Below are 15,934 nucleotides of genomic sequence, written 5' to 3'. Positions count from 1 at the left end.
CGACGAGGTCGGGGCCTGGTGCGGCGGGCCGGGGTTGCCGGCCCGCCACGCGGGGCGGCGGCGTCAGCCGACCGCGCCCTCCATCTGCAGCTCGATCAGGCGGTTGAGCTCCAGGGCGTACTCCATCGGGAGCTCCTTGGCGATCGGCTCGATGAAGCCGCGCACGATCATCGCCATCGCCTCGTCCTCGCTCAGACCGCGGCTCATCAGGTAGAAGAGCTGGTCGTCGCTGATCTTGGAGACGGTCGCCTCGTGCCCCATCGCCACGTCGTCCTCGCGGATGTCGACGTAGGGGTAGGTGTCCGAGCGGGAGATGGTGTCGACCAGCAGCGCGTCGCACTTGACCGTGCTCCGGCTGTGGTGCGAGCCCTCCAGCACCTGGACCAGACCCCGGTACGAGGTGCGGCCGCCGCCCCGGGCGATCGACTTGGACACGATGGTGGAGGAGGTGTGCGGCGCGGCGTGCACCATCTTGGCGCCGGCGTCCTGGTGCTGGCCCTCGCCGGCCATCGCCACCGAGAGCACCTCGCCCTTGGCGTGCTCGCCGGTCATGTAGACCGCCGGGTACTTCATGGTCACCTTGGAGCCGATGTTGCCGTCGACCCACTCCATGGTCGCGCCCTCGTGGCAGACGGCGCGCTTGGTGACCAGGTTGTAGACGTTGTTCGACCAGTTCTGGATGGTCGTGTAGCGGCAGCGCGCGTTCTTCTTGACGATGATCTCCACCACCGCGCTGTGCAGCGAGTCGGAGGAGTACATCGGCGCGGTGCAGCCCTCGACGTAGTGCACGTAGGCGCCCTCGTCGACGATGATCAGCGTGCGCTCGAACTGGCCCATGTTCTCCGTGTTGATCCGGAAGTAGGCCTGCAGCGGGATATCCACGTGCACGCCCTTCGGCACGTAGATGAACGAGCCACCGGACCACACGGAGGTGTTCAGCGCGGCGAACTTGTTGTCGCCGACCGGGATCACCGTGCCGAAGTACTCCTTGAAGACGTCCTCGTGCTCCTTGAGGGCGGTGTCGGTGTCCAGGAAGAGGACACCCTGCTCCTCGAGGTCCTCACGGATCTTGTGGTAGACCACCTCGGACTCGTACTGCGCCGCGACACCGGCGACTAGCCGCTGCTTCTCCGCCTCCGGGATGCCCAGCCGGTCGTAGGTGTTCTTGATGTCCTCCGGCAGGTCCTCCCAGCTGGTGGCCTGCTTCTCGGTGGAGCGCACGAAGTACTTGATGTTGTCGAAGTCGATCCCGGTGAGGTCGGCACCCCAGGCCGGCATCGGCTTGCGGCCGAACAGCCGCAGCCCCTTCAGGCGCAGGTCGAGCATCCAGGCCGGCTCGTTCTTCTTGGCCGAGATGTCCCGCACCACCGCCTCGTTGATGCCGCGCTGCGCGCCGGCGCCGGCGACGTCGGAGTCGGACCAGCCGTACTCGTAGCGACCGAGGGCGGCGAGCTGCTCTTCCTGGGTCAGGGGCTGGACGATCTGCTCGGTCATCTATCTGTCCTCACAGTGGTGACGGTGTTACCGGACTGGGCACGCGGCTGGGCCGGGATGTGCGTGGTGCACACCCCGTCGCCGTGCGCGATGGTGGCCAGGCGCTGCACGTGGGTGCCGACCAGACGGGAGATCACCGCGGTCTCGGCCTCGCACAGCTGGGGGAACTCGGCGGCCACGTGCGCCACCGGGCAGTGGTGCTGACAGAGCTGGCCGCCGGAGGCGATCGTGGACGCGTTGGCAGCGTATCCCTCGGCGGTGAGGGCGCTCGCGAGCGCCTCCGCCCGCGCGAGCGGGTCGTCCCCGGCGTCCTCCATGGCGGCCCGGCAGCGGGCCTCCAACGCGTCGACCTGGTCGGCGGCGAACGCCGCGACCGCCTCCGGCCCGCCGTTGCCGGCGATCCAGCGCAGCGCCGCGGTGGCCATGTTGTCGTAGTGGTGGGTGCCGCAGCGGACCCGGGCGGCCTCGGTCAGCAGGAAGACCTTCGCCGGACGACCGCGCCCGCGGCTGCCGCGCACGGCCTGCTCGCGGGCGACCACGTCACCGTCGGCGAGCATCGCGTCGAGGTGCCGGCGGATCGCGGCCGGGCTGAGCCCCAGCGCCGAGCCGAGCTGGGCGGCGGTGGTCGCCCCCCGCTCCAGCAGCAGCTGGGTGACCCGGTCCCGGGTGGAGAGGTCGGTGGACGCGGCGGTACCGGCGACCGGTGCGGTCGCCGACAGGTGCTCAGGGAGCGCCGCCACGTTTTTCACAACGCCAACGTTACGTAATTCGCCGGAGCCCCGCAAACCCGGCCCCCGGTGATCCCTGACACCGGGCCGGCGGAGTCACCCGATCGTGCTCCACTACGGTGCGTAGGATTCGCTCCGTGAAGCGATCCGTCCGGTTCCCGGTCTCCACCGCTCTGCTGCGCCGCCTCGCGTACGCCTCGATCGTGGCGAACGTGGCCATCGTCGTGACCGGTGGGGCCGTCCGGCTCACCGCCTCCGGACTCGGCTGCCCGACCTGGCCGCGGTGCACGGACGAGTCGTACCACACCACCGCCGAGATGGGCGTGCACGGGGTGATCGAGTTCGGCAACCGGCTGCTCACCTTCGCCGTCGGCCTCATCGCGCTGGCCACCGTGCTGGCGGTGCTGGCGTACCGGCCGCGCCGAAAGGGGCTGCTGGGGCTGGCGGTGGCAGTGTTCCTCGGCATCCCCGCGCAGGCCGTGATCGGCGGGATCACCGTGCTGACCAACCTCAACCCGTGGGTGGTCGGGCTGCACTTCCTCGCCTCGACGGCGGTCATCGCGGCCGCGTACGCGCTCTGGCGGCGGATCAAGGACCCGGACGGCCCCGCGGTCGCCGTGGTGCCCGGCCCGCTGCGCACCCTCGCGGCGCTCACCACGGTGGTCAGCGTCGCGGTGCTGGTCGTGGGCACCTGGGTGACCGGCAGCGGCCCACACGCCGGCGACGGCGGTGCGGCCCGCAACGGCCTCGACCCGGAACAGATCTCCCAGGTGCACGCCGACGCGGTGTTCCTGCTGCTCGGGCTCTCGGTGGCGCTGATCTTCGCGTTCCGGGGGGTCGGCGCCGCCGGCCCGGCCCGGGCCGCCGTGGTGCTGGTCGCGGTGGAGCTGGGTCAGGGCGTGATCGGCTTCGTGCAGTACTTCACCGACCTGCCGGCGCTGCTGGTCGGCGCGCACATGCTCGGCTCCTGCCTGGTGCTGCTGGCCACCCTGTCGGTGCTCTGGTCGACCCGCGAACGCCGCCCGGCCCCCGTCCCGGCCACCACCTCCACCGCCCGCATCCCCACCCCCGCCTGACGGCCCGCATCGCCCCCCTGAGGGCGCTCTTAGTGGGCGTTTTAATCTTGTCTGCATGTGATTGACGGCATTCGGCCCGCCGATGCCGAGGTTAGCAGCGCGGTCGACTCATGGCTATGGACACCATTTGCCCCGGCTGATGCCGCATCGATATGCCAGCTTCGTTCCGCAGAACGTGTCTGGTTCAGGAAAGCTCTCGTATCGTCGGACTCCAGGTGCGATCCACCGCGCCTCGTCCACAGTAGACCTACGGCATGGCCGAGCGACCCGCCTACCCCTCTGACCTGTCCGACGCCCGCTGGGCGCTGATCGCGCCACGGCTGACCGCCTGGCGCCAGGCCCGCACCGACGCCGGCGTCGGCGGACGTATCGCCACCCACGACCTGCGGGAAATCTTCAACGCCATCCTCTACGTCAACCGCACCGGCATCGCCTGGCGCTACCTGCCGCATGACTTCCCGCCCTGGCAGACCGTCTACGGCTACTTCACCGCCTGGACCGGCGACGGCATCTTCACCCAGCTCAACTACGACCTCACCGCACTGGCCCGCGCCAGGGCCGGACGCACCACGCAACCGTCGGCCTGCGTCATCGACACCCAGAGCGTGAAGACCTCCACCAACGCATCTGCCGCCACGCAGGGCATCGACGCCGGCAAGAAGATCGTCGGACGCAAACGCGGCATCGTCACCGACACCCTCGGCCTGCTCCTCGCCGTCATCGTCACCGCCGCCAGCGCCAGCGCCAGCGACAACACCATCGGTATCGACCTGCTGGAACAGGCCAAAGCCACCCACCCAGCCCTCACCAAAACCTGGGTCGACGCCGGCTTCAAGAACAAGGTCATCGAACACGGCGCCACCCTCGGCATCGACGTCGAGGTCGTCGCCAAAGACCCACACGTCAAAGGGTTCTCCGTGGTCAAACGCCGTTGGGTCGTCGAACGAACCCTGGGCTGGATCATGCTCCACCGGCGCTTGGCCCGCGACTACGAAGCCCTGCCCGGGAACTCCGCCAACATGATCCGCATCGCCATGATCGACAACCTCGCCAGACGACTCACCAATGAAACCACCCCAACCTGGCGAGACACCTAAAAGCGCATCACTCACAAATTACGTGAATCAGACGCCCTCTTACAGAGAAAGAGTGGCTATTCCGGCTCGGATAGCCACTCTTTCTCTGTATTTGCTGGGGACGAGGGGGTTGGGGGCGGGGTGGGGTGGGGTGGGGTTAGTGGGGCAGGTGGGTGAGGATGGCGTCGGCGAGGCGGTCGGGGGCGCCGTCGGCGTACCCGAGGAAGAGCGACGGCTCGGTCAGCTCCAGCTCCACCAGGACGGGCGCGCCGTCCGGCCCGGGGATCAGGTCCACCCGGGCGTAGAGCAGGCGCTCGGACCCGCCCGGCACCTCGGCCAGGACCCGCTCCGCGACGGCCAGTTGGTCGGCACCGGCGGTGCGGGCGCTGATCTCCTCGGGCTTGTAGAGCCCTTCCACGCCGAGATCCGGACCGTCCAGCATCGCGCCCTTGCGGATCGCGTGGCTGAACGCCAGCCCCCGCGGGCCGGCCACGAACAGCAGCGCCGTCTCACCGGCCGTGTCCACGGCGTGGAGATACGGCTGCACCATGGTCAGCCGGCCGGCGTCCGACAGCCGCCGCACGTGCGCGGCGGCCAGCTCGCGGTGCCCCGGGTCGGCCAGGTCATAGCGGCCGGTGTCCTGGCTGCCGGCGCTGACCGCAGGCTTGATGACGTACTCGCCGGCGTCGGCGGGCGGTCGCCAGGACTCCCCCGGCGCCACCCAGGAGGTCGGCACGACCGGCACGCCGGCCGCCGACAACTCGCCCAGGTAGCGCTTGTCGGTGTTCCAGCGGACCACGTCGGCGGGGTTGACCAGGGCCGGCACGCTCTGCGCCCAGGCGACGAACTCGTCGCGGCGCAGCGCGTAGTCCCAGGGTGAGCGGAGCACGACCAGGTCGTACCCGGCCCAGTCGACCCGCGGGTCGTCCCAGACGGCCACCTCGGCGGTGACGCCGCGGGCGGCGAGCGGGGCGAGTACGAGTCGGTCGTCCGGGTCGAGGTCGGCGAGCCGGTCACAGGTGACGAGAGCGACCCGGGGTTCCCCCCGGGTCGACTGGTGGTGGTTGGTCAATTTATGTCAACGGGCCATCGTGCGCCGGGCCATCGACCGCCAGAGGTCGTTGCTCGGACGCATCTGGTCCATCAGTTCACGCTCCCAGGCGTTCTCGACGGTGACTCCCGCCTTGGCGCACGCCTGCCGCGCGACGACGGTGTCGTCCGCGAACTGGTCGGCCCACGCCCCGTCCTCGCCGACGAGGACGATCCGTGCGCCACGCTTGCCGACGTACTCGATGACCGCCTTGGCGCCACCGTGGCCGGCGGCGAACGACTTGATGCCCGAGACCAGCCCGTTGGGGGCCTGCTCGGCGGTCTGCTCAGCCGTCAGCGTCGAATCGGAACCATCTGCCATGACGGGAAGCCTAAGCAGACATGCCCCCGAACGTGCGAGAAGGATGAACTATTTGTGATGCCAATTACCTACGGGTTTAAGGAAGACCACAGGTAATTCGCCCGCACTTGTCGGATAAATGAAGGCGAATCGGGCGGCCCGGATCGCCCCAATGAGTCCGAGTTGAGGCGATGGAACTCAGACCGAAAACCGACTCAGGAAATTCATGGTCCGGACCGCGACGAACCAGCCCGGCAGCCCGCCCGGTGCCGCTCAACGGCCGCCCGGGGGGTCAGATCAGCGCGTCGAGGGCGACGGCGGCGAAGAGGATGGTCAGGTAGGTCGTCGACCAGTGGAACAGCCGCATCGGCTTGACGGCCTCGCCCCGGGTCACCCGGCGGCAGAGCCGGTGCGCCTCGACCACGAAGATCCCGCCCACCACCAGGGTCGGCACACCGTAGATCGGGCTCATCCCCATCGGCCACAGCGCCAGCGAGAGCAGCACGGTGATCCACGCGAAGGTCAGGATCTCGGCGTTGACCCGGCGGGCCGAGGCCACCACCGGCAGCATCGGGATGCCCGCCCGGGCGTAGTCGTCCTTGTACTTCATCGCCAGGGGATAGAAGTGCGGCATCTGCCAGAAGAAGACCACGCCGAAGAGCACCCACGCCTGCGGCGCCAGCGAGCCGGTCACCGCCGCCCAGCCGATCAGCACCGGGGCCGCCCCGCAGGCGCCGCCCCAGACGGTGTTCGTCGGGGTGGTCCGCTTGAGCCAGAGCGTGTAGACGACGTCGTAGTAGACGATCGCCGCCAGGGTCAGCCCGGCCGCCAGCAGGTTGGTGAAGGCGGCCATCAGGACCACCGACACCACCGCCAGCACCAGGCCGAAGACGAGCGCGTTGCGCGGCGAGACGGTGTGCGCCGGCAGCGGGCGGCGCTTCGTCCGCCGCATCAGCTGGTCGATGTCCCGGTCGATGTAGCAGTTGATCACGCTCGCCGCGCCGGCCGCGAGCGAGCCGCCGACCAGGACCACGGCCACCAGCCACAACGACGGCAGGCCGCCGTCGGCGAGCATCATCGCCGGCACCGTGGTGACCAGCAGCAGCTCGACGATGCGGGGCTTGGTCAGCGCGACGTACGCGGCGACGACCGCCCGGACGTCGCGGCGGGCCGGCTCCGCGACCACCGTGCGCACCGGCGGCTGCCCGGCAGAGTTGCTGACGGGGCGCTCGGTGATCATGCTCACGGATTGCCACCTTCCGGCATCGGCAGGGGTGATCAGGTCGGCGGGACCCGGGGAGGGTCCACACACCGACCCACAGACTACGCGTCGTCGTTTTGGCTGCCCGGGCGACCCGAGAACGGTGCGGGCCGTCACACCGACGGGGTGAACGGCCAGACGGGTCCGACCCGTACCCAACAGGGTGGAGTGATCCCCGGGCGGACGTTTAGGGCCGCTCGATAGGGTCATCAGTGAGGGTTCCGCCCATCTGCCGAGGAGCACAACCATCGTGGCTGCCAACCGACCCGAGCACCCCGCACTCAACTGGACCGACCTCGACCGCCGGGCCGTCGACACCGTCCGCGTGCTGGCCATGGACGCCGTGGAGAAATCCGGCAACGGCCACCCGGGCACCGCGATGAGCCTCGCGCCCGCGGCGTACCTGCTCTTCAACCGGGTGATGCGCCACAACCCGGCCGACCCGAACTGGCCCGGCCGGGACCGCTTCGTCCTCTCCGCCGGGCACTCCAGCCTGACCCTCTACATCCAGCTCTTCCTCTCCGGCTACCCCCTCGCCCTGGAGGACCTGCAGTCGCTGCGGCAGTGGGGCTCGCTCACCCCCGGGCACCCGGAGCACGGGCACACCCCCGGCGTGGAGACCACCACCGGCCCGCTCGGCCAGGGCCTGGGCAACGCGGTCGGCATGGCGATGGCCGCCCGCCGCGAGCGGGGCCTGTTCGACCCGGAGAGCGAGCCGGGCGGCTCGGTCTTCGACCACGACATCTGGTGCATCGCCTCCGACGGGGACATCGAGGAGGGCATCAGCCACGAGGTCAGCTCCCTCGCCGGGCACCAGCAGCTCGGCAACCTCACGGTGATCTACGACGACAACGAGATCTCCATCGAGGACGACACCCGGATCGCCAAGAGCGAGGACGTGGCGGCCCGCTACGAGGCGTATGGCTGGCACGTGCAGACCGTCGACTGGCGGACGGGCGACGCCGACCAGGGCGACTACCACGAGGACGTGGCGGCGCTCCACCAGGCGCTGCTGGCCGCCAAGGCGGAGACCGGGCGTCCCTCCTTCATCGCGCTGCGCACCATCATCGGCTGGCCCGCGCCCAACAAGAAGAACACCGGCAAGATCCACGGTTCGGCGCTCGGCGCCGACGAGGTGGCCGCCACCAAGCAGCTGCTCGGCTTCGACCCGGCGCAGAGCTTCGAGGTCGATGAGGAGGTGCTGGGCCACGCCCGCCAGGTGATGGGCCGCGGCGAGGCCGCCCAGCGGGAGTGGACGACCGCGTTCGACGCCTGGTCGCAGGCCAACCCCGAGCGCAAGGCGCTCCGGGAGCGGATGGCCGGCCGGGTGCTGCCGCAGGGCTGGACCGAGGCCCTGCCGACCTTCCCCGCCGACGCCAAGGGCGTCGCCACCCGGGCCGCCTCCGGCAAGGTGCTGGAGGCGCTCGCCCCGGTGCTGCCGGAGCTCTGGGGCGGCTCGGCCGACCTGGCGGAGAGCAACAACACCACCATGAAGGGCGAGCCGTCGTTCATCCCGGCCACCCACGCCACCAAGGACTTCCCGGGCCACGAGTACGGCCGCACGCTGCACTTCGGCATCCGTGAGCACGCCATGGGAGCGATCCTCAACGGCATCGCCCTGCACGGCGGCACCCGCCCGTACGGCGGCACCTTCCTGGTGTTCAGCGACTACATGCGCCCCTCTGTCCGGCTGGCGGCGCTGATGAAGCTGCCGGTGGTCTACGTCTGGACGCACGACTCGATCGGCCTGGGCGAGGACGGCCCGACCCACCAGCCGGTGGAGCACCTGACCGCGCTGCGGGCCATCCCCGGCCTGGACGTGGTCCGCCCGGCGGACGCCAACGAGACCGTCTGGGCCTGGCGGCAGGCGCTGGAGCACACCGACCGGCCGACCGCGCTGGCGCTGAGCCGTCAGGCGCTGCCGACGCTGGACCGGGCGACGCTGGGCAGCGCCGAGGGCGTCGCCAAGGGCGGCTACGTGCTGGCCGAGGCGTCCACCGGCAAGCCGCAGGTGATCATCGTCGGCACCGGCTCGGAGGTGCAGCTCTGCCTCACCGCCCGGGAGCGGCTGGAGGCGGACGGCACCCCCACCCGGGTCGTCTCGATGCCCTGCCAGGAGTGGTTCTACGAGCAGGACGAGGCGTACCGGGAGTCGGTGCTGCCGCGCGGGGTAAAGGCACGGGTGAGCGTGGAGGCGGGGATCGCCATGTCCTGGCGCGGGATCGTCGGCGAGTGCGGCGAGAGCGTCAGCCTGGAGCACTACGGCGCGAGCGCCCCGCACACCGTGCTCTTCGAGCAGTTCGGGTTCACCCCCGACCGGATCGTGGCCGCCGCGCACGCGGCGCTGACCCGGGTGGGCGACATCACCGGTTTCACGACCGGCAACTGAGGGGAGCGGACGGCATGACGGACAGGCTGGGTGAGCTCAGCGCCGCGGGTGTGGCGATCTGGCTCGACGATCTTTCCCGGACGCGACTGAGCTCCGGCGGGCTGGACCAGCTGCGCCGGGAGAAGCACCTGGTCGGGGTGACGTCCAACCCGACCATCTTCGCCAAGGCGCTGAGCGACGCGGACGAGTACAACTGGCAACTGAAGGACCTCGCCATCCGTGGGGTGGACGTCGAGGAATCCGTCCGCATGCTGACCACGTACGACGTGCGGTGGGCCTGTGACGTGATGCGGCCGGCGTACGACGCGAGCGGGGGTGTCGACGGCCGGGTCTCCATCGAGGTGGACCCGCGGCTGGCCCACGAGGCGGAGAAGACGGTCGCCGAGGCCGGGGCGCTGTGGTGGCTGATCGACCGACCCAACCTCTTCATCAAGATCCCGGCCACCGAGGCGGGGCTGCCGGCGATCACCGCGACCCTCGCTCAGGGGATCAGCGTGAACGTGACGCTGATCTTCGGCCTGGACCGCTACTCGCAGGTGATGGAGGCGTTCCTGGCCGGTCTGGAGCAGGCGAAGGCGAACGGCCACGACCTGTCCAAGATCGGGTCGGTGGCGTCGTTCTTCGTCTCCCGGGTCGACACCGAGGTCGACAAGCGATTGGATCGCATGGCCGGCGAGGCCGCGGACGCGGCAGGCAAAGAGCGCGCGCTGGGACTGAAGGGCCGGGCGGCGGTCGCCAACGCCCGGCTGGCGTACGAGCGCTACGGCAAGGTCTTCTCCTCCGACCGGTGGCAGGTCCTGGCCGACGCGGGCGCCCACCCGCAGCGGCCGCTGTGGGCGTCCACCTCGACGAAGAACCCGGACTACCGGGATGTCATCTACGTCGAGGAGCTGATCGCCCCCGGCACGGTCAACACCATGCCGGAGTCGGTCATCCACGCCTACGCCGACCACGGCGAGACCCGGGGCGGCGACACCATCACCGGGGCGTACGACGAGGCCCGCAAGGTCTTCACCGACCTGGAGTCGGTGGGCGTCGACATGTCCGACGTGATCCTCACCCTGGAGCGGGAGGGCGTGGAGAAGTTCGAGGCCAGCTGGCTGGAGCTGCTCGACGGGGTGCGCAGGTCGCTCACCGCCGCCGCGCAGGGCACCGGCGCCCCCAACAAGGCCGCCAAGGGCAGCGCGCAGGCCGCCGAGCAGGCCGGGGGCAACGCGTGACGGAAAGCGTCGGACGCGTCGCGGGGACCGGCCCCGCGACGCTCCACGCCGCCACCCGGCCCGGGTGGCGACATGGGTGACCTGCTGGCCGGCCCGGCGGATGTCGCCGCCGGGCTGGCCGTGCACGGCGCGGACGCGGTCGACAAGTCCGCGCCCGCGTCCGTGCGGGACGCGCTGGCCGGCCGGGACGTCCCGGCCCGGCTGGCCGCCGGGGACCCCGGACTCTGGGGGCCGGCCGTCCAGGAGGAGGCGAAGACCCGCCTCGGCTGGCTGGACACCCACCGCCGCAGCCGGGAGCTGCTCCCGCAGCTCGCCGAGCTGGCGGCGGAACTGGCCGACCTGGACCATGTGGTGCTGGCCGGGATGGGCGGTTCCTCGCTCGCCGCCGAGACCATCACGCGCACCCTGGGCCGGCCGCTGACCGTGCTCGACACCACCGACCCGGGCCGGGTCCGGGCGGCGTTGGCCGACCGGCTGGAGCGCACGGTGGTCGTGGTGGCCAGCAAGTCCGGCACGACGGTGGAGACCGACAGCCACCGCCGGGCGTACTGGCAGGCGTTCCTGGACGCCGGGATGACCGAGGCCGAGGCGGCCCGGCACTTCGTGGTGGTCACCGACCCGGGCTCCCCGCTGGAGGCGACCGCCGACGAGATGGGCGTGGTGGTCCTGCCGGCCGACCCGCAGGTGGGCGGGCGGTACGCGGCGCTGACCGCGTTCGGCCTGGTCCCCGCCGCGCTGGCCGGGGTGGAGGTCACCGAGCTGCTGGACGACGCCGAGGCGGTGTCGGCCGCGCTGGGCGCCGACCGGGACAATCCGGGCCTGGCGCTCGGGGCGGCGATCGCCGCGGCGGCCACCACCGGCCGGGACAAGGTCGCCCTGGTCCCCGACGGCACCGGCCTGGACGGCCTGGGCGACTGGATCGAGCAGCTGCTCGCCGAGTCGACCGGCAAGGCCGGGCTCGGCGTCCTGCCCGTGGTGGTGGAGTCCCCGCAGGCGCCGGGGGCGACCGGACCGGACGTGCTGACCGTCAGCCACGGTGGCGCGCTGGCCGCCGGGGACGTCCCCGGCGGCGGCTGCGAACCCGACCTGGCGGTGAACGGCCCCCTCGGGGCCCAGTTCCTGACCTGGGAGTACGCGACCGCGGTCGCGGCGGTGGTGCTCGGCGTCGACCCGTTCGACCAGCCGGACGTCGCCGCGAGCAAGGACATCACCCGGCGGATCCTGGAATCCGGACCGCCGGCGCAGGCGCCCTCGTCCACCGAGGGCGCGATCGAGGTGTACGCCCCGCCGGGCACGCCCGCCGATCTCACCGGCGCGCTGCGCCACCTGGTGGACGGCGCCGGTGACGCGGGCTACCTCGCCGTGACGGCGTACCTGGACCGGGTGGACGACGCGGCGGCGGCACGGCTGCGGCCGCTGCTGGCACAGGCCGCCGGGCGGCCGGTCACCTTCGGCTGGGGCCCCCGGTACCTGCACTCCACCGGGCAGTACCACAAGGGCGGCCCGCCGGTCGGCAGCTACCTTCAGCTCACCGGCGCGGTGCACGTTGATCTCCCGGTACCGGGTCGGCCGTACTCCTTCGGGGAGCTGCAGGCGGCGCAGGCCGCCGGCGACCGGCAGGCGCTGGCCGACCGGGGCCGACCCGTGCTACGCCTGCACCTGACCGACAGGTCGGCGGGCCTGGCCCAGCTGCTGGAAGCGATCGGACGATGGCGGGCGTGACGATGGACTACATGGACCAGACGGAGCGAGGAGGCGGCGTGAACCCGCTGCGCGACGTGCAGGACCGGCGACTGCCCCGGATCCCGGAGCCCTGCGCTCTGGTGATCTTCGGAGTCACCGGTGACCTGGCGCGCAAGAAGTTGCTGCCAGCGGTCTACGACCTGGCCAACCGGGGCCTGCTGCCGCCCGGGTTCATGGTGCTGGGCTTCGCCCGGCGGGACTGGGGCGACGGCGACTTCGAGTCGCTGGCCCACGACGCGGCCAAGAAGCACGCCCGTACCCCCTGGCGGGAGGAGGTCTGGTCGCGGCTCGCCGGCAACATCAAGTTTGTCGGTGGCTCGTTCGACGACGACGCCGCCTTCGACCACCTCGCCGCCACCCTCGACGACCTGCGGGACAGCCACGGCATCCACGGCAACGCCGCGTTCTACTTCTCCATCCCGCCGACGGCCTTCCCGGTGGTGCTCAAGCAACTGGCCCGCACCGGGATGGCCGACAACGCCAAGTCCGGCGGCTGGCGCCGGGTGGTGGTGGAGAAGCCGTTCGGCAACGACCTGCCGTCGGCCAAGGAGCTCAACGACCTGGTCGACGACGTCTTCACCCGTCAGGACGTCTTCCGGATCGACCACTACCTGGGCAAGGAGACGGTCCAGAACATCCTCGCCCTGCGGTTCGCCAACAACCTGTTCGAGCCGCTGTGGAACTCCAAGTACGTCGACTCGGTGCAGATCACCATGGCCGAGGACGTCGGCATCGGCACCCGGGCCGGCTTCTACGACTCCGTCGGCACCGCCCGGGACGTGCTCCAGAACCACCTCCTCCAGCTCCTCGCCCTGGTGGCGATGGAGGAACCGACCAGCTTCGACGCCGACGAGATCCGGACCGAGAAGCTGAAGGTGCTCAAGGCGATCACCCTGCCCAAGGACATCTCCCGGGGCACCGTGCGCGGGCAGTACCTGCCCGGCTGGGTCGGCGGCGAGCGGGCGCTCGGCTACCTGGAGGAGGAGGGCGTCCCGGAGGACTCGACCACCGAGACGTACGTCGCCGTGGAGCTGGGCATCCAGAACCGCCGCTGGGCGGGGGTGCCGTTCTACATCCGGGCCGGCAAGCGACTGCCCCGCCGGGTCACCGAGGTGGCGGTCGTGTTCAAGAAGGCGCCGCACCTGCCGTTCAACGCGGCCGACATGGAGTCGCTCGGCCCCAACCAGCTCGTCATCCGGGTGCAGCCCGACGAGGGCGTGGTGCTGAAGTTCGGCTCCAAGGTGCCGGGCACGACCATGGAGGTCCGGGACATCGCAATGGACTTCCAGTACGGCGAGGCGTTCACCGAGTCCAGCCCCGAGGCGTACGAGCGGCTGGTGCTGGACGTGCTGATCGGCGACCGGACGCTCTTCCCGGACGCCGCCGAGGTGGAGCAGAGCTGGCAGGTGGTGGACCCGCTGGAGCACGCCTGGGCGGGCACCAAGCCGGAGCCGTACCGGGCCGGCGAGTGGGGGCCCCGGGCGGCCGACGAGATGCTGGCGCGCGAGGGCCGCGCCTGGCGGCGGGCATGAGCGCGCGGATGATCGGACACAGCGGCGTGCGCGGGCACAGCCAGCGGACCGGGAGGCTCCAGTGATCGGCCTGTGGGACACCACCGGGAACGAGGTGGTCAAGGCGCTCGCCGCCGAGCGGCGCAGCGCGGGCGGGGTGGCCAGCGGCATGGCGCTGACCCTCATCGTGGTGGTGGACGAGAAGCGGGTCCGCGAGGCGGAGGCGGCGGCGACCATCGCCGCGGCGGCCCACCCGTGCCGGCTGCTGGTGGTCGTACGCACCGACGTGGAACGGGAGCGCAACCGGCTGGACGCGGAGATCGTCGTCGGCGGGCGGCTCGGCCCGGGCGAGGCGGTGGTGACCCGGATGTACGGCCGGCTGGCCCTGCACGCCGAGTCCGTGGTGATGCCGCTGCTGGTGCCGGACGTGCCGGTGGTGACCTGGTGGCACGGTGAGCCGCCGGCCGAGATCGCCACCGACTTCCTCGGCGTGGTCGCCGACCGGCGGATCACCGACACCGCGCAGGCGGCCGACCCGGTTGCCGCGCTGCGCCAGCGGGCCCGGGACTACGCCCCCGGCGACACCGACCTGGCGTGGACCCGGATCACCCCGTGGCGCACCCTGGTCGCCGGGGCGTTCGACACCACCGAGGCCCGGGTCACCGCGGCGACCGTGGTGGCGCCCCGCACCGACCCGACCGCGGCGCTGATGCGCGGCTGGCTGACCGCCCGGCTCGGCATCGACCCGGTGTGGGAGCACACCGACGAGTACCCGCGCATGCGCGAGGTGCAGCTGCGCTGCGCCAACGGCGACGAGCTGACGCTGACCCGCGACGACAACATGGCGGTGTTCCGCCGTACCGGTCAGGAGGACCGGACCCTGCCGCTGGTGCGCCGCCCGCTCGGCGACGAGCTGGCCGAGGAGCTGCGCCGGCTCGACGCCGACCAGGTGTACGCCGAGGCGCTGGGCGCGGCGGCCGGCATCTCCGGCCTGGACCAGCGGCCCGCCGGGCGGGTGCACGTCTGGAAGGACCCGGCGACCGCGCAGCGGGCCGAGGCCGGGGTCACCGCCCACGCCGGCACCAGCGCGACCCCCTGACCGCTGTCCCCGGGGAGCCGGCTAGGTTCCCCGGGGCGTGGGAGGGCGCGACGGACGGCCGACCGGCCCCCGGGCACGACGAACACGGACCGCGCGAGCGCGGTCGGGAGACGAAGGCACAACATGAGTGAGGCGAGTGTCGCCGTACACGCCGACGCCGACCTGCTGGCGCAGGCGGTGGCGGCCCGGCTGGTGGTGAAGCTGCTCGACGCGCAGGCGGACCGGGGTCAGGCGTCGGTGGTGCTGACCGGGGGGCGGATCGCCGCCGCGGTGTACCGGGCGGTGGGCGCGCTGCCGGCCCGGGACGCGGTCGACTGGTCGCGGGTGGACGTCTGGTGGGGCGACGAGCGGTTCCTGCCCGCCGGCGACCCGGAGCGCAACGAGACCCAGGCCCGGGCGGCGCTGCTGGACTCCGTGCCGCTGGACCCGGCCCGGGTGCACCCCATGCCGGCCTCCGACGGCCCGCTGGGCGCCGACCCGGAGGCCGGTGCCGCCGCGTACGCCGAGGAGCTGGCCCGGGCCGCGCGGCCCGGCCACGCCGCGCTCCCCCACTTCGACGTGCTGATGCTCGGCGTCGGCGAGGACGGGCACGTGGCGTCGGTCTTCCCCGAGCACCCGGTGCACTACGACAACCGGCCGGTCAGCGCGGTGCGGGGCAGCCCGAAGCCGCCGCCGCTGCGGACCACGCTCACCCTGCCGGCGATCAACACCGCCGAGGAGGTCTGGCTGGTGGCCAGCGGCGCCGACAAGGCCCGGGCGGTCGGCATGGCGCTGGCCGGGGCGGGCCCGGTGCAGCTGCCGGCGGCCGGCGTGCGGGGCGTGTCCCGTACCCTCTGGCTGCTGGACCGGTCGGCGGCGGCCGACGTGCCACCCCGGTCGCGCAGCCTGCGCTGAGCCGATTACGACGAGGAGCCCCGGCCCCGGTGGGGGTCGGGGCTCCGCCCGTG

13 protein-coding genes are annotated in these 15,934 nt (G+C 71.9%); 8 read left to right on the top strand and 5 right to left on the bottom strand.

Annotated features, from left to right (window positions below; translation table 11 throughout):
• Positions 1-63: 63 nt before the first annotated feature.
• Positions 64-1,494: a Fe-S cluster assembly protein SufB gene (gene sufB, locus GA0074696_RS12420; protein ID WP_088961255.1), complete on the bottom strand. Its 1,431-nt coding sequence runs from the start codon at positions 1,492-1,494 to the stop codon at positions 64-66.
• Positions 1,491-2,213 (bottom strand): helix-turn-helix transcriptional regulator, encoded by a 723-nt coding sequence (locus GA0074696_RS12415; protein ID WP_088964518.1) that lies wholly within the window; start codon positions 2,211-2,213, stop codon positions 1,491-1,493. The genes sufB and GA0074696_RS12415 overlap by 4 nt, the downstream gene beginning before the upstream one ends.
• A 128-nt stretch (positions 2,214-2,341) precedes the next feature.
• On the opposite strand from GA0074696_RS12415, the gene GA0074696_RS12410 reads away from it, so the two are divergent.
• Positions 2,342-3,298: a COX15/CtaA family protein gene (locus GA0074696_RS12410; RefSeq protein WP_172894270.1), complete on the top strand. Its 957-nt coding sequence runs from the start codon at positions 2,342-2,344 to the stop codon at positions 3,296-3,298.
• 254 nt (positions 3,299-3,552) lie between these two features.
• Complete coding sequence (locus GA0074696_RS12405) at positions 3,553-4,395, top strand: IS5 family transposase (RefSeq protein WP_157745753.1); 843 nt, start codon at positions 3,553-3,555, stop codon at positions 4,393-4,395.
• A 136-nt stretch (positions 4,396-4,531) separates the two neighbouring features.
• Here GA0074696_RS12405 and GA0074696_RS12400 read toward each other — a convergent pair whose 3' ends face one another.
• From GA0074696_RS12400 to GA0074696_RS12390, 3 genes are all read right to left on the bottom strand, one after another.
• Positions 4,532-5,446 (bottom strand): ATP-grasp domain-containing protein, encoded by a 915-nt coding sequence (locus GA0074696_RS12400; RefSeq protein ID WP_088961253.1) that lies wholly within the window; start codon positions 5,444-5,446, stop codon positions 4,532-4,534.
• Between the two features lie 6 nt (positions 5,447-5,452).
• Positions 5,453-5,785, bottom strand: a complete 333-nt coding sequence (locus tag GA0074696_RS12395; protein ID WP_088961252.1) for a hypothetical protein — start codon at positions 5,783-5,785, stop codon at positions 5,453-5,455.
• A 271-nt stretch (positions 5,786-6,056) separates the two neighbouring features.
• Positions 6,057-7,010, bottom strand: a complete 954-nt coding sequence (locus tag GA0074696_RS12390; protein ID WP_088961251.1) for a heme o synthase — start codon at positions 7,008-7,010, stop codon at positions 6,057-6,059.
• A 265-nt stretch (positions 7,011-7,275) separates the two neighbouring features.
• Here GA0074696_RS12390 and tkt point away from each other — a divergent pair, with 265 nt between their 5' ends.
• From tkt to pgl, 6 genes are all read left to right on the top strand, one after another.
• Positions 7,276-9,414, top strand: a complete 2,139-nt coding sequence (tkt, locus tag GA0074696_RS12385) for a transketolase (protein ID WP_088961250.1) — start codon at positions 7,276-7,278, stop codon at positions 9,412-9,414.
• 14 nt (positions 9,415-9,428) lie between these two features.
• The gene (gene tal / locus GA0074696_RS12380) at positions 9,429-10,634 is read left to right on the top strand and encodes a transaldolase (protein ID WP_088961249.1); all 1,206 of its coding nucleotides are present in this window, start codon (positions 9,429-9,431) and stop codon (positions 10,632-10,634) included.
• 72 nt (positions 10,635-10,706) lie between these two features.
• Complete coding sequence (locus GA0074696_RS12375) at positions 10,707-12,356, top strand: glucose-6-phosphate isomerase (RefSeq protein WP_088961248.1); 1,650 nt, start codon at positions 10,707-10,709, stop codon at positions 12,354-12,356.
• Positions 12,357-12,358: 2 nt separating this feature from the next.
• On the top strand, positions 12,359-13,909 hold the full coding sequence (zwf, locus tag GA0074696_RS12370; RefSeq protein ID WP_088961247.1) for a glucose-6-phosphate dehydrogenase: 1,551 nt from the start codon (positions 12,359-12,361) through the stop codon (positions 13,907-13,909).
• A gap of 61 nt (positions 13,910-13,970) precedes the next feature.
• Positions 13,971-14,987, top strand: a complete 1,017-nt coding sequence (locus GA0074696_RS12365; protein ID WP_088961246.1) for a glucose-6-phosphate dehydrogenase assembly protein OpcA — start codon at positions 13,971-13,973, stop codon at positions 14,985-14,987.
• 123 nt (positions 14,988-15,110) lie between these two features.
• On the top strand, positions 15,111-15,881 hold the full coding sequence (gene pgl, locus GA0074696_RS12360; RefSeq protein WP_088961245.1) for a 6-phosphogluconolactonase: 771 nt from the start codon (positions 15,111-15,113) through the stop codon (positions 15,879-15,881).
• Positions 15,882-15,934: the final 53 nt, after the last annotated feature.

This window comes from Micromonospora purpureochromogenes (assembly GCF_900091515.1).
GTDB classification, from domain to species: domain Bacteria; phylum Actinomycetota; class Actinomycetes; order Mycobacteriales; family Micromonosporaceae; genus Micromonospora; species Micromonospora purpureochromogenes.
The sequence above is the reverse complement of the archived record's forward strand: the minus strand, read 5'-3'. Positions and strand labels throughout refer to the sequence as shown.

What these genes read in the sequence shown, in the direction of transcription:
- GA0074696_RS12375 (WP_088961248.1), top strand. Translation starts at nt 10,707, where the DNA reads ATGGGTGACCTGCTGGCCGGCCCGGCGGATGTCGCCGCCGGGCTGGCC.
- tal (WP_088961249.1), top strand. Translation starts at nt 9,429, where the DNA reads ATGACGGACAGGCTGGGTGAGCTCAGCGCCGCGGGTGTGGCGATCTGG.
- GA0074696_RS12395 (WP_088961252.1), bottom strand. Translation starts at nt 5,785, where the DNA reads ATGGCAGATGGTTCCGATTCGACGCTGACGGCTGAGCAGACCGCCGAG.
- GA0074696_RS12405 (WP_157745753.1), top strand. Translation starts at nt 3,553, where the DNA reads ATGGCCGAGCGACCCGCCTACCCCTCTGACCTGTCCGACGCCCGCTGG.
- zwf (WP_088961247.1), top strand. Translation starts at nt 12,359, where the DNA reads ATGGACTACATGGACCAGACGGAGCGAGGAGGCGGCGTGAACCCGCTG.
- sufB (WP_088961255.1), bottom strand. Translation starts at nt 1,494, where the DNA reads ATGACCGAGCAGATCGTCCAGCCCCTGACCCAGGAAGAGCAGCTCGCC.
- pgl (WP_088961245.1), top strand. Translation starts at nt 15,111, where the DNA reads ATGAGTGAGGCGAGTGTCGCCGTACACGCCGACGCCGACCTGCTGGCG.